Source organism: Pseudomonas sp. 11/12A (assembly GCF_000800055.1).
In the GTDB taxonomy this organism is placed as follows: Bacteria; Pseudomonadota; Gammaproteobacteria; order Pseudomonadales; family Pseudomonadaceae; genus Aquipseudomonas; species Aquipseudomonas mohnii.
This window is the reverse complement of the sequence record NZ_JUGV01000001.1, coordinates 3,174,510-3,187,255: the sequence shown is the minus strand read 5'-3', so window position 1 is coordinate 3,187,255 and position 12,746 is coordinate 3,174,510. Positions and strand designations below refer to the sequence as shown.

Genomic DNA, 12,746 nt, shown 5'->3' with positions numbered 1-12,746 from the left:
TTCTGCTCCGATCTTGTTGGGTGGGGCTCAGGATTGTCTGGGAATGGTTTGCGCATTGAAGCGCGGCACACGCCCCAGGGTCAGTAGCAACAGCGGACCGATCAGGCAGCAAGCGGCGCTGTACACCAGCATCGCGCTATACGAACCGGTGCGCGCCAGCATGTACGCGAAGAGCAGCGGGGCCAGCGCCGAGGCCACGGTATTCAGGCCCTGATGCACGCCGAACAGGCGGCCGTATTCGCGCAGGCCGAAGTAGCGGGCAATCAGGAATGCGGCAATATCGAACTCCGCCCCGGCGCCGAAACCAACCAGCACCGCCGCCAGCATGAGCGGGGCAAATTCGGTGGTTGGGCTCAGGTAGATGAAACAACCGACGGCGGGTAGCACCAGGCTTAGTGCAGACACGGCTGGCGGCCACAGGCGATCGAGCAAATAACCAATCAGCATTCGGCCGAAGATCAGCGAAATACCGAAACAGCTGAAGATGGTGGCCGCGTCCCCAGCGGACAGACCTCGGGATTGCAGCATGGGCACGGTGCTGGTGACCATGCCGACAATCGAAGAAATCACCAGGCTGAGCGCCAGGTTGCAGGTCCAGAATTTCAGCGAGCCCATACCTTCACGAAAAGACATGCCGGGCAATTGCTCCAGCACATGGCCGTCGTCACGGTGACCTGCAACAGTGGGTAGCTTGAACCACAGCAGAATCAGCGGCAGCAGAACCAAAAGGTTGAGCAGCGCGAGAATCACGAAGGCCGCACGCCAGTCCCATTGCTCTATGCCCCAAGCCATCAGGCGGGGGATGGTGGCGGCGGTGACGCCGGTCCCGGACAGACCAATGGCTAGCGCCAGGCCGCGATTGCTGTCGAACCAAAGGCTGATCAGTTGGGTCCAGGTCACCGCCAGCGCGCCCATGCCGACGATGGGCAGTAGCGCAAAGGCGATGTACATCGACCATATCGATTGGGTCAGTTGCGTGGTCGCCAGGTAGCCGAGTGATAACAGCAGCAGGGAAATAACCGTAACGCGCTTCATGCCGTAGCGCAGGTTGAACCAACCCACCAACTGCAATGACACCACCGCGCCGCCAAACAGAAAGGTGATGCAGGCTTGCAGTTCACTTTTGCTCCAGCCAAAGGCATCGCCGAGCGGCACGACCAGTGTGCCGAAGCCATAGAGCAGGGCGGCGTTGATGCTGATGGCCACTCCGGCGACCGACAAAATCAGGATTTTCCAGCTTTGGCGGAACTCGCGCAGATCGATTGCCGCTTCGTTTCTAGACGGGTGCATGAAGTTGGCTTCCTTATAGGTTTTGTTGAGCCAAGCACTGCTACAAGTGGTGATGTGGACCACCGCCAGCAGATTCTTTGAACAGAATCTGGTTTTTTAATCAGAATAAAATCAGAAATTCGGATTTGTCCAGCGCAGCTATCTGACTAACGGACAAACGAATTTCATGCGTTGCACCCACTGTTGAATCACTCTGAAGCCAGCCGTGTTCAACATCCTGCTGCGATTCACCCGTTTTGATGCCAAGGCAGTGATTAGCGACAGCGGATGAGTCTCAGCATATCCCCGTTAAAAATTAATTGCACATAAAATAAATAAGTGTTCATAATTTGCAGAGGCTGAACCTGATAAAGGAGAAAAAAATGAGTTCAGAAAAAGCGCAATTCAAAGCGGTGGCCGACCGAAGCCGCTGCTGTGGTTATGGTTTGTGTGCTGCGATTTGTCCCAGCCTGTACAAGCTTGATGCCGATGGCATGGTGTACCTCGACGATGCCCGTGTGCCGCCGGAGTTGGAGGAGGAGGCTCGTGAGGGTGCAGCCGCCTGCCCTGCGGAGGCCATCTGGCTTGAGCCCATCACCCCGGATGACGAAGCTGTTTGATGGCGTGAGCGTCAGCCGCAACGTGATAACCACTGAGGTGAGGATGTGCTTATGGGACGATTACCAAACAAGGTCGCGCTGATTACCGGTACTGGCGGCGGCCAGGGCAGGGCGGCGGCGCTGCGTTTTGCCCGCGAAGGGGCGATTGTGGTCGGTTGCGATTTCAATGCCGAAGGCCACGAGGAGACGGCAGCCTTGATGCGAGCCGAGGGGTTTACCCTGTATGGCTCGGCACCCGTGGACCTGGGCGATCACAAACAGGCCAAGGCCTGGATCGATGCCTCCGTGGCTGAACACGGGCGCATCGACATTCTCTACAACAACGCTTCCGCCGCACGATTCGGGCTGGTCAGCGAGCTGTCGATCGAAGATTGGCAGTACACCATGCGCAACGAAATCGACCTGCTGTTCTATACCACCAAATATGCCTGGCACCACTTGGCCGAACAGCGCGGAGTGATCATCAACGTATCGTCCACCGCCGCGTGGGGTGGCTCGAAAGTCGCCGGCATTTCCGCGCATTCCGCTGCCAAGGGCGCTGTGGTGTCCTTCACTCGCCAGTTGGCGGTAGAAGGCGCGCCGTTCGGTATCCGTGCGGTCAGTTTGAGCCCGGGATTTGTCGCGACGCCGGGCACCCGGCCGTTTCTGGAAGACCCAAAAATGCGCGCGATGCTGCTGGATGGGGTATTGATGGATCGCCCCGGCGAACCCGAGGAAGTGGTGGCGATGGCGGTCTTTGTCGCCTCGGATGAAGCTTCATTCATTACCGGTTCGGACTTCGTCATCGACGGCGGGTTACTCGCGATCTAGCACGCGCGGCGCCCTGGCAAGGGCTACCGGCACCCTTTCATCTCGAACAATAACAAGGTGAATAACGTGGACATCATCGGTATCGGTTACATGGGCTTTGAGTCCCCCAATCTCGACGCGTGGCGCGAGTACGGCCCGCAGGTGATGGGTTTTGGCATCGGCAAGAACCCCGAGAGTGACCCCGATTCGCTGTACTTCAAAATCGATGATCGCCGCCATCGCTTCGCTTTCCATCCAGGCAAGGTTGACCGAATTGTCTACATCGGTTGGGAAGCGGTGGGGCGCATGGCGTTCGAGGACGGTATCAAGAAGCTGGCGGCCGCCAATATCGACTTCACCCGCGGTGACGCTGAACTGTGCGAAAAGCGTGGCGTGCGTGAATTAGTGCGTTTTCGTGACCCGGTGGGGTATCAGCACGAATTGTTTTACGGGCAAAAATGGATGCCGCGCTCGTTCCAGCCGGGCCGTCCGCACAGTGGTTTCCTTGCCGACGAACGAGGTGCGGGTCATGTGGTGCTGATCACTCCGGACTACACGCCAGAACTGGAGGACTTCCTGCTTAACGTCATGGGTTTCAGTTGGTATGGCGCCGGTGCGGGCAAAGGACGAACCGGATTCTTCCGCTCCAAACTCAACCATCACACCAGTCATGACATCGCGTATGGCCACGGGCCGGGTCGCATGGGCGTGCAGCATGTCGGGTTGTTTGTACGCAACGTGCGTGATGTCGGTGAGACCTACGACATCGTGCGTCAGCGTGAACTGCCGATGATGATGACCCTCGGCCAACATGCTCAGGACCCCCATCTGTCGTTTTACCATTTCAATCCGTCCGGGTTTGCCTTCGAGACCATTGCTGAAATCGAGCCATGGCAAGGCGATCCCTACGAGCTGAATCCGGAAAAACTCAGCCTGTGGGGCCACGAAATGGTCGGGCCAATTCTCGGCGCCAGCGTCAAGACACCGGAAGAAGTGCTCGACGCCGAGTACCTGCCGACGTACCTGGCCAAGCGCTGACATGCGTCTGGCGCGGGTCGAAGTTGCAGGGCAAGCGTTCTGGGCGTTGCTGGATGCGCAAACTGACCGCCTGCGGCGTATTGATGCGCCGTTCACCCACTGGGCCGGGCTAGGGGCGGATCTTGCGTCAGACGCCCTGGACCTGAGTGGCGATTGGTTGCCGTTGTCGGCTGCGCGCCTGCTTGCGCCGCTGGAACCGGGCAGTCGGGTGTTTGGTGTGGGTCTCAATTACCTCAGCCACCTCAAGCGCCTCGGCAGTGATGCGCCGGCACACCCTCTGGCCTACATGAAACCTGAGTCAGCGCTGGTCGGCGCCAATGACGAGATCGAATATTCGCCGCTGACAACCCAGCTTGACTATGAGGTCGAATTGGTCGCAGTGGTGGGCCGACCGTTGCTGGATGAACCCCATGCCAGCGACTGCCTGCTGGGGTACACGGTGGGCAATGACATCAGTGCTCGAGATGCCGGTAAACAGATCGGCCGCCTGGACTTGTTGACCCAGAAAGCCATGGACCGCACTACTCCGGTAGGTCCCTGGATTGTGACGGCAGACGAATTGGGCGTAATGGGGCAACCGGCGCTGGATATACGCCTCAGCGTCAACTACGAACTGCGCCAGCAGGACAATACGCGGCAGATGATTTTTCCTCTGGATGAGTTGCTCAATTATCTGGATGCACGCATCAGTCTGCGTCCTGGCGACCTGGTGTTTACCGGTTCTACCCACGGTGTGGGCCTGGAAAGCGGGCGCTTTTTGCGGCCGGGTGATCGGGTCGAGGCTGAAATCCAAGGCGTCGGCCGACTGCGCAATACCGTCGCTCTGCCACGCCAGCTCTGCCCCGCACGTGCGGCTGGGCGACTGGGTCAGCCGCTGGGTAACTAACCCGCTGATTTTGACAGGAATAGACGCTGAGGAGTGATGATGAGCGAGGGTTCGGCGTGGGCGCCGTTTCGCAACAAAGCGTTCCGCGGCTTATGGCTGGCAGCCGCAGTGGTCAACATGGCTATCTGGATGCAGACGGTCGCCGCGGCGTGGATCATGACCACATTGACGACGTCGGCAGCCATGGTCTCTCTGGTGCAAACCGCCGTGACCCTGCCGGTATTCCTGTTTGCCTTTCCCGGTGGGGTGATTGCCGATCGGGTGGACCGTCGCAGTTGGCTGATCATTACCCAGTGCATGATGCTGTTCGCCGCACTGGTGTTGTGTGTGCTGGCGTACAGCGCGCACCTGGAAACCTGGGGCTTGTTGGCGTTTACCTTTGTGCTCGGTACTGGCAGTGCGCTGGGCATGTCGGCGTGGATGGTGACCATGGTAGGTGTACTGCCCCGCGACCAGGTGCCGGCCGCAGTGTCCTTGAACGGAATTTCCATCAACGCCACCCGCGCTTTGGGCCCCGCGTTGGCGGGTGCACTGATTGCATACTGGAACACGACCTCGGTATTTCTGGTGATCGCGCTGTGTATGTTCGCGGTGCTGCTATTCCTCTTTCGTATCGCTCCCAACCCGCCTGCCGTGGGCTTGCCACCGGAAACCCTGACCGGTGGCATGCGCAGTGGCCTGCGCTATATCCGGCATTCAGCGGTCCTGTTCAGCGCCATGAAGCAGGTTCTGGTGTTCACCACGAGTGCCAGCGCTTTGTGGGCCTTGATGCCGCTGGTGGCCAAGCAGGAATTGGGTATGGACGCCGGTGGTTATGGCTTGCTCATGGCGTTTCTTGGCGCCGGTGCAGTGTTGGCTGCGCTCAGCTTGCCGCGGCTGTATCGCGTATTGGGCATGCGTCATCTGCTGGTTTGCGGCGCCATCTCCTTTGCCCTCGCCACCCTCACTGCCGCGCTATCCAACAACCGCTATGCGGTCTGCGCGATGATGCTGCTGGCGGGGTTCGGCTGGATGGCGGTCAACGCGACCATTTCCACGGTGGTGCAAACCTATGCCGCCAATTGGGTGCGCGCACGGGTCGCATCGGTCTATGTGTTGATCCTGATGGGCGCGATGGCGGCCGGCGGTGCGATATGGGGGGCATTGGCCGAGTATCTGGGGTTGAGCCAGAGCTTGTTGCTCTCGACACTGTTGTTGCTGGTCGGCATCGCGCTGACCCGAAATGGCCATGTGGAACTGGGCCAGGAAGCAGACTTTGCCGAGGTGCAGTTGACCGACACACTCCAGCTGGCCAGTCCGGTGTCCCATTCCGATGGACCGGTATCGGTGGAGATTTTGTACCGGGTGGCTGCGCCGGACCGCGATGACTTTCTGGCCGCTGTGTACACGGTAGGCAAGGCGCGACGGCGCAACGGCGCGCAAAACTGGCGTTTGTACCGCGACATGGCGGACCCGCAACTCTACAGCGAGCGCTTTATTGTCGAGTCCTGGCTGGAATACTTGCGCCAACAGGTTCGGGTGACCCAGGCCGACCATGCCCAAGAGCGTCTCATCGAGCGTTTTCGTCGCGAAGATCTGCAAACCCGTCGTTTGATCTATCAGCCGCCAGTGAAACTAACCGATTGAAGTGATCGAATAATTCCCAGATAAAACTTTTACAACGCCAATCATTCTCAGGTTAGAATGGCGCCACTCTAAAGTTACTGGATCGGGCATGGAACTCACTGACGTCAACGACAGCAGCAAATCGGCCGGCGCAACCCTCGTCAAACCCGTTTCCAACGCCATACGCATCTTGCGTTACCTCAGTCAGGTGGGTACGCCGGAACGTTCAGTGGACATCGCCCGGCAACTGAAAATCAATCCAAGCACCTGCTTCAACATCCTGCGTACCCTGGTGCAAGAGGAGGTGGTCGATTTCAGTGCTCTTTCCAAGCGTTACACCGTGGGCCTGGGCCTGGCGCGTCTGGTCGAACAATTGGTTACCCAGGGTCATCGCGTTCAGATGGCCAAACCGCTGTTGCAGAACCTGGCTGCACGCCAGCGGGTGACCATCACCCTGTGGCGAAAAATGAGCCCTGACCGCATCGTCATTGTCAGTTCCGCTGCAAGCCCGACCGATGTGCGTATCGACATGGCCGAAGGTCAGCGTCTGCCGATTCTGATGGGCGCCAGCGGCCGGTTGTTCGCTACGCAGATCGACCTCGACGATCCGGAAGTACAGAGCAGTTTCGAGACGATTCGTTGGGCTCAACCTCTTTCGCTGGAGGTTTACCGTGAGGAAGTGAGACAGGCTGCCGAGCGTGGTTGGGCAATGGACGACGGGCATTTCTCGGGGGGGATTCTTGCGATTGCGGCGCCGGTCTTTTCACCGACCAACAGCATCGATTTCACCGTGTCAGCAGTGATGTTCCGTGGCCAACGGGACGAAGAGGGCCTTGCCGAACTGGGCAAGGCGTTGATCGAGTTCTGTAGCGAAGTGGCCGGCGTACTCTACTGAGGCGCGCCGTTACTCGCGAACCAGTAGCAGGCTGCCCCCCAGCGGGCCGCCTCCGGCTGCCACCGTACTGACGCGGTGTTCGCGGGTTTGCCGGCCTTCGGCACGGCCCCACAGTTGCAGGCAGGCTTCATGCACGTAACCCAGGCCGTGGGTGCGTCCGCCAGACAGCTGCCCGCCATTGGTATTGATGGGCAAGCTGCCCTCCAGTGCGATGCGCGTGCCACCCTCGACGAACGCACCACTTTCCCCGGTGGGGCACAGGCCCAGGGCTTCAAGCCAGATCAGGGTCAAGATCGAAAATCCGTCATACAACTGCGCAGATTCAACATCCTGCGGGGTGTAGTCGGTGCGTGCCCACATCATCTCTCCGACATCGAAGGCGGCCATTTTGGTCAGGGAGATCTGATCCCACGACCATGGCTGGTTCAACGCTGCGCCCATGGCCTCGATGCGGATCGGTTTGTTCGGCTGGTCCTGGGCGATATCGCGACGGGACAGGATGATGGCGGTGGACGCATCGCAATGCACGTCGCAGTCGAACATGCGCAGAGGCGTTGAAATCATCCGCGATGCCATGTAGTCGTCCATGCTCATCGGCGTGCGATACAGCGCCTTAGGGTTGCGCATGGCGTTCTGGCGACACGTCAGGGCTATCTGCGCCAGCTGCTCCGGTCGGGTGCCGTATTCATGGAAGTGACGCTGGGCATACAACGCCATCAGGTTGATGCCCGATTGCACATTGAACGGGGTAAACCACTGCCAGGCGTAGCTGCTGTCGCGACCCTGGGTTTTATTGGTCAGTGCGCCGGCCTGTTTGTTGACCATGCGCGCCGACGCTTCGGTGATGGTGCGAAACACCAGTACGTGCTTGCACAGGCCCGCCGCAATCGCCATGGCGCCGTTGATCACCCCGGTGAGCGGGCCGGGCCCTTCATAACCGCCACCGAACCAGTTGACGTTGAGCCCGAGGGCACTCTTCAGCGCACTGGGACCGACCGGTGAAAACGGGTCGCCATTGTTGTTGTCGCCCGGCCAGCAGGCCACGCCGTCGATGTCGCTGCGTTGCAGGCCGGCGTCCGCAATGGCTTCCAGGCAGGCATCCAGGGTCAGGCGCATCGCTGACTTGCTCGACGGTCGCCCGATCTCTGATTGACCGATACCGGTAATGGCTACGTCTTTTTCATAACGATGATCGAACATCACTGATCCTTCTCGAACAGAGGTAACCATACATCCTCGACATTGAGGAAGCTGACCCGTACCGGCATGTCGATCTGCACATCCGTGACCGGCATGCCCACCACGTTGCTCACGAACTGCAAGCCGGGTTGCTCAACCAACTCGATGATCGCCACCACATAGGGCACCTCCAGGTCGGGGGTCCAGGGCTGATAGTTGATGGTGAAGCTGAGCACTTTGCCCTTGCCGGACACCGCTTGCGGCGCCACGTCAAAGCTTGCGCAATGCGGGCAGAGCGGGGCGGGCGGGTGGAAATACCGGCTACAGGCCGCGCAGCGATGAACGAGCAGTTCGCCCTGTTGACCGCCTTGCCAGAAGGCGCGGTTGTCGGCGTTGAGTGCAGGCAGTTTTCTAGGCATCAGCGGTCCGCAGGTGAGTGTTTGACTTGAAGTCATACAGTATCATTTGTACATATTTTCTAAAAGTGTCATATATTTATCTGGACAAAGGCGCGAATCGACCGTTCGCGCCGTAAAACAACAACAAGAGGATTTCGCGATGTTCCAATCATTATTGGACAAGAGGGTAGTCGTCACCGGCGGGTTTGGTGCCCTCGGCAGCGCACTTGGCACATTTCTGCTGGCGCGAGGCGCGCGGGTTGCGTTGCTGGATCGCAACGAGGCCCCAGCTGCCTTGCTGGATACGGAAAACCTGCTGTGCCTGGGCGGTGTCGACCTGACCTCGAGCGAGTCGGCCAGCGCTGCGTTCGAGCAGGTCGCGGCGCATTTGGGTGGCATCGACGGTTTGGTCAATGTCGCGGGCGGTTTTGCCTGGGAGACCGTCGAAGGCGGCAGCCTGCTGACCTGGGATCGGCTTTACCAGATGAACGTGCGTACCGCCGTGGTCAGTTCCCAGTCTGCGTTGGCGCACCTGCTGGATTCCAAGGCCGGGCGCATCGTCAACATTGGCGCGCTGGCCTCGGTCAAAGCCGCAACCGGTATGGGGGCTTATGCCGCCTCCAAGGCCGGTGTAGCCCGGTTGACCGAGGCGTTGGCCGAGGAGCTGAAGGATCGTGGTGTAACGGTCAACGCTGTGCTGCCGAGCATCATTGACACCCCCGCCAACCGCGCCGACATGCCTGATGCCGACAGCGGCCGCTGGGTCACTCCGCAGGCGTTGGCGGCGGTAGTGGCGTTTCTGTTATCCGACGAAGCCGCAGCGGTAACCGGTGCACTGCTGCCTGTGAGTGGCCGCGTATGAGGCTGGTGACGTATACCGATGCCGAAGGTTTTGATCGCGCGGGGGCATTGCTCAATCGGGACCAGCAGGTGCTCGATCTGCAAAATGCTTACCGCCTGCGAGAAGGTCGTGACAGTGTGGCATTGAGCAGCATTCTGGCCTTGGTGGAGGCCGGTGAGCCGGCGTTGAACCTGGCCCGTGCGCTGGTCACCAAGGCACCCTCGGCGGCGGTGCTGGAGCGTGCCAGCGTGAAGCTGCGCGCACCGATCCAGCCACCTCCACAAATGCGCGACTGTTCCTGCTTCGAATTGCATCTGCGCCAGAGCTTCGCGGCGGCCCGTCGCGCGCGTGCGCTACGTACCGAAGACCCGGAAGCCACGCTGAAAGCGATGAACACTCGTGCTGACGATCGGGTCATCGAGACTTTCAACAAGCAGCCCATCTACTACAAGGGCAACCGTTTCGCGGTGATTGGCATCGACGATGAATTTCAATGGCCGAGCTACAGCCGGGCGATGGATTTCGAACTCGAGTTCGGTTGCTACATCGGTAAGCGCGGCAAGGACATCAGCCGTGAGGCCGCCCGGGCGCATATCGTCGGCTACACCATCTTCAACGACATGAGTGCCCGCGACGCCCAGGCCCTGGAAATGCCCGGCATGCTCGGCCCGGCCAAGAGCAAGGATTTTGATACGGCCAACATTATGGGGCCCTGCCTGGTGACAGCCGATGAACTGGGTGATCCCTATGACCTGAATATGGTTGCCCGGGTCAATGGCGAGGAGTGGGGGCGCGGTAATACCCGTGATATGCGCTGGAGTTTCGAAGACGTGATTGCCCACGTGTCCCGCTCGGAAACCCTGTACCCCGGTGAGTTTCTGGGCTCCGGCACGGTCGGCAACGGCTGCGGCCTGGAGCAATTACGTTATTTGAAGCCTGGCGATGTGGTTGAACTGGAGATCGACGGCATTGGTGTGCTGCGTACTCAAGCGGGCAAGCCATCGAGCAAGGATTGACGCATACGTGAATGACGGAAGAATTCACTTACAAGTAGAAAGTGAATTCTATGTACATAAATAGAGAAAGTGTCTTATATTTCGTTGCGACCACTGTCGTGACGCTCTGATCAGGAGGCAATCATGCTAACAAAAACAAGCCCAGTATTGTCTGATGGAACCAAGGTCTCGGACCTTATCTATCCATCCAGCCGTGAAGTACAAATGCGCGTGTTGTCTGACCGCGAAATCTACGAGCTGGAGATGGAAAAAATCTTCGGCAAGATCTGGGTACTCCTGGGTCACGAGTCGGAGATCCCCAATTCCGGGGACTTCATGGTCCGCGACCTGGGCTCCGACTCGGTCATTGTTGCCCGTGGCAAAGAGGGCGAGGTGTTTGTAAACCTCAATGTGTGCCCGCACCGCGGCATGCGCATCAGTACCGCTGATTGCGGCAATACACAAATTCATAAATGCATCTACCACGGCTGGGCCTTCCGCCCGAATGGCGACTTTGTCGGCTCACCCGTCGAGCGTGAATGCATGCACGGCAAAATGCTGCCCAAAGAAGAACTGGGCCTGAAAAAGGCTCGGGTCACGCTGTATGGCGGTCTGGTCTTTGCGACCTGGAATATCGATGGACCATCGTTCGACGAATTCCTGGGCGATGCCAAGTGGTATTACGACATGCTCTTCTGCCGCTCCGACAAAGGCATGGAAGTACTCGGTCCACCGCAGCGCTTTATCGTTAACGCCAACTGGAAGACGGCTGGCGAGCAATCGGCGGCCGACGGTTTCCACACACTGACCTTGCACCGCTGGTTAGGCGAAGTGGGTAACTACGCCAAGAAAGGCGAGGGCGAAACAGCCGACCTCAGCCCGGAAATGATCGGCGTCGAAATCAGCTCGCCGCACGGCCATGCGCTGCGTTGCATCGACCTGGCGCGCAAGATCAAGCGCCTCACCGGACTCGATCCGGCAGAGTTGAGTGTGCAGCAAAAGCTCGAAGCATTGCCGCCTGCCGGCATGACCGCCGACATGGTCGAACAGCTGGCACGCAACTTGACCGAAGATCAGTTGAAAGTGCTCACCAGCATGCCGCCGCAAGTCGGTGGGATGTTCCCGAATATTCTTTTCGGTTTTGTCTACATTCCGCAGCCGGATGGCACTGTCGTCGGCTCGATGACCCTGCACGCCTACGTGCCGCAAGGTCCGGACAAGCTCGAGTTCGTCAACTGGGTGTTTGCCGAGAAAGACGCTTCCCCGGAACTGCGCGACAAGATGCTCAAGCAAACCATCCAGCTGTTCGGCACGTCCGGCATGGTCGAGCAGGATGACTCCGATACCTGGCCGCACATGACGCTGGCTGCCAAGGGGGCGATGGGCCGCAAGAGCACGATGAAATACCAGGCAGTCTTTGAAACCGGAGCACCGGAAGGGTGGCCTGGCCCCGGCATCGTCAACGAAGGTTTCACCAAGGACGATACCCAGTGGCACTGGTGGTTGTACTGGCATGAGCTGATGACCGCATCGGACGAGAAATAAGCGTTCGCCAGTCCTGGTTCGACAGCGGTCCTAGCGGGCCGCAGTCGCCGGTAACAGCATTCACGAGTACAAGAATAAAAGTTAAGGAGTTACTCATGGCTCAGGTTCAACAACGCGGTGTGGAGGATATCCAGCCGGGTTCCCCAGTCGGTACCAAGCGAGTACCGGTGGGTTCGCCGATTTACAACGATGTGGTGACCTTTCTCTACGAGGAAGCCACGCTGCTCGACCAGATTCGCCTGCAGGAGTGGGCCGAACGCCTGGACACCGACCTGGTGTACACCGTGCCGCTGCGCCAGACGCGCTTGGCCGCCGAGTTGAAAACCACCATCGTGCGCAGCGTTCAGCATTACCACGATGACTACCGCTCGATCATGGGCCGAATCCTGCGCCTGTCCGGCAAAAGTGCCTGGGCGGAAGATCCTCCTTCGCGTACCCGACGTCTGGTGACTAACGTGTTTGTCGAAGAAACCGACAAGAGCGATGAGTTTGTGGTGACCAGTTACCTGCTGCTGACCCGTAGCCGTTTCAAAGATCACCATGTCGACATCATCAGTGGCGAACGGCGTGATGTGCTGCGTCTGAGTGAGGCGGGATTCAAGCTGGCGCGGCGCGAAGTCATCATCGACCAAGCGGTGCTTGGAACGCCAAATCTGGCCGTCTTCCTCTAGGCATTATCGGCGGTC

At 59.2% G+C, this 12,746-nt stretch carries 13 protein-coding genes; 10 read left to right on the top strand and 3 right to left on the bottom strand.

Translation table 11 applies throughout. From position 1 onward, the window contains the following. Positions 1-27: 27 nt before the first annotated feature. Positions 28-1,290 (bottom strand): MFS transporter, encoded by a 1,263-nt coding sequence (locus GQ39_RS14630; RefSeq protein WP_047538900.1) that lies wholly within the window; start codon positions 1,288-1,290, stop codon positions 28-30. 362 nt (positions 1,291-1,652) lie between these two features. Here GQ39_RS14630 and GQ39_RS14625 point away from each other — a divergent pair, with 362 nt between their 5' ends. From GQ39_RS14625 to GQ39_RS14600, 6 genes are all read left to right on the top strand, one after another. After that, positions 1,653-1,889, top strand: coding sequence for a ferredoxin (locus tag GQ39_RS14625; RefSeq protein ID WP_020300797.1), 237 nt, complete (start codon positions 1,653-1,655; stop codon positions 1,887-1,889). A 51-nt stretch (positions 1,890-1,940) separates the two neighbouring features. Further along, entirely contained in the window at positions 1,941-2,699 is a 759-nt protein-coding gene (locus GQ39_RS14620) for an SDR family NAD(P)-dependent oxidoreductase (protein ID WP_047531006.1), read from the top strand. A 66-nt stretch (positions 2,700-2,765) separates the two neighbouring features. Continuing rightward, a complete protein-coding gene (locus GQ39_RS14615; protein ID WP_047531004.1) occupies positions 2,766-3,716 on the top strand; it encodes a VOC family protein in 951 nt (316 codons plus the stop codon). 1 nt (position 3,717) lies between these two features. Then, the gene (locus GQ39_RS14610) at positions 3,718-4,602 is read left to right on the top strand and encodes a fumarylacetoacetate hydrolase family protein (RefSeq protein WP_047531002.1); all 885 of its coding nucleotides are present in this window, start codon (positions 3,718-3,720) and stop codon (positions 4,600-4,602) included. Positions 4,603-4,641: 39 nt separating this feature from the next. Next, positions 4,642-6,228, top strand: a complete 1,587-nt coding sequence (locus GQ39_RS14605) for an MFS transporter (RefSeq protein ID WP_047531000.1) — start codon at positions 4,642-4,644, stop codon at positions 6,226-6,228. A gap of 88 nt (positions 6,229-6,316) precedes the next feature. Next, complete coding sequence (locus GQ39_RS14600; protein ID WP_047530998.1) at positions 6,317-7,102, top strand: IclR family transcriptional regulator; 786 nt, start codon at positions 6,317-6,319, stop codon at positions 7,100-7,102. A 9-nt stretch (positions 7,103-7,111) separates the two neighbouring features. On the opposite strand, the gene GQ39_RS14595 is transcribed toward GQ39_RS14600, so the two are convergent. Next, positions 7,112-8,302, bottom strand: a complete 1,191-nt coding sequence (locus tag GQ39_RS14595) for a thiolase family protein (RefSeq protein WP_047530996.1) — start codon at positions 8,300-8,302, stop codon at positions 7,112-7,114. Continuing rightward, entirely contained in the window at positions 8,302-8,700 is a 399-nt protein-coding gene (locus GQ39_RS14590; protein WP_047538897.1) for a Zn-ribbon domain-containing OB-fold protein, read from the bottom strand. The genes GQ39_RS14595 and GQ39_RS14590 overlap by 1 nt, the downstream gene beginning before the upstream one ends. 139 nt (positions 8,701-8,839) lie before the next feature. Between GQ39_RS14590 and GQ39_RS14585 the strand changes: the two genes are divergently transcribed. From GQ39_RS14585 to GQ39_RS14570, 4 genes are all read left to right on the top strand, one after another. Continuing rightward, positions 8,840-9,541 carry an SDR family NAD(P)-dependent oxidoreductase gene (locus GQ39_RS14585; RefSeq protein WP_047530994.1) on the top strand — a complete coding sequence of 234 codons (702 nt, stop codon included), beginning with the start codon at positions 8,840-8,842 and terminating at the stop codon, positions 9,539-9,541. Next, the gene (locus GQ39_RS14580; protein ID WP_047530992.1) at positions 9,538-10,536 is read left to right on the top strand and encodes a fumarylacetoacetate hydrolase family protein; all 999 of its coding nucleotides are present in this window, start codon (positions 9,538-9,540) and stop codon (positions 10,534-10,536) included. The genes GQ39_RS14585 and GQ39_RS14580 overlap by 4 nt, the downstream gene beginning before the upstream one ends. Before the next feature lie 123 nt (positions 10,537-10,659). Continuing rightward, positions 10,660-12,060 (top strand): aromatic ring-hydroxylating dioxygenase subunit alpha, encoded by a 1,401-nt coding sequence (locus GQ39_RS14575; RefSeq protein ID WP_047530990.1) that lies wholly within the window; start codon positions 10,660-10,662, stop codon positions 12,058-12,060. 95 nt (positions 12,061-12,155) lie between these two features. Then, the gene (locus tag GQ39_RS14570) at positions 12,156-12,731 is read left to right on the top strand and encodes an aromatic-ring-hydroxylating dioxygenase subunit beta (RefSeq protein WP_020300786.1); all 576 of its coding nucleotides are present in this window, start codon (positions 12,156-12,158) and stop codon (positions 12,729-12,731) included. Positions 12,732-12,746: the final 15 nt, after the last annotated feature.

Coding starts and splice junctions, on each gene's coding strand:
- GQ39_RS14630 (WP_047538900.1), bottom strand. CDS start 1,290: ATGCACCCGTCTAGAAACGAAGCGGCAATCGATCTGCGCGAGTTCCGC.
- GQ39_RS14625 (WP_020300797.1), top strand. CDS start 1,653: ATGAGTTCAGAAAAAGCGCAATTCAAAGCGGTGGCCGACCGAAGCCGC.
- GQ39_RS14620 (WP_047531006.1), top strand. CDS start 1,941: ATGGGACGATTACCAAACAAGGTCGCGCTGATTACCGGTACTGGCGGC.
- GQ39_RS14610 (WP_047531002.1), top strand. CDS start 3,718: ATGCGTCTGGCGCGGGTCGAAGTTGCAGGGCAAGCGTTCTGGGCGTTG.
- GQ39_RS14605 (WP_047531000.1), top strand. CDS start 4,642: ATGAGCGAGGGTTCGGCGTGGGCGCCGTTTCGCAACAAAGCGTTCCGC.
- GQ39_RS14600 (WP_047530998.1), top strand. CDS start 6,317: ATGGAACTCACTGACGTCAACGACAGCAGCAAATCGGCCGGCGCAACC.
- GQ39_RS14595 (WP_047530996.1), bottom strand. CDS start 8,302: ATGTTCGATCATCGTTATGAAAAAGACGTAGCCATTACCGGTATCGGT.
- GQ39_RS14590 (WP_047538897.1), bottom strand. CDS start 8,700: ATGCCTAGAAAACTGCCTGCACTCAACGCCGACAACCGCGCCTTCTGG.
- GQ39_RS14585 (WP_047530994.1), top strand. CDS start 8,840: ATGTTCCAATCATTATTGGACAAGAGGGTAGTCGTCACCGGCGGGTTT.
- GQ39_RS14580 (WP_047530992.1), top strand. CDS start 9,538: ATGAGGCTGGTGACGTATACCGATGCCGAAGGTTTTGATCGCGCGGGG.
- GQ39_RS14575 (WP_047530990.1), top strand. CDS start 10,660: ATGCTAACAAAAACAAGCCCAGTATTGTCTGATGGAACCAAGGTCTCG.
- GQ39_RS14570 (WP_020300786.1), top strand. CDS start 12,156: ATGGCTCAGGTTCAACAACGCGGTGTGGAGGATATCCAGCCGGGTTCC.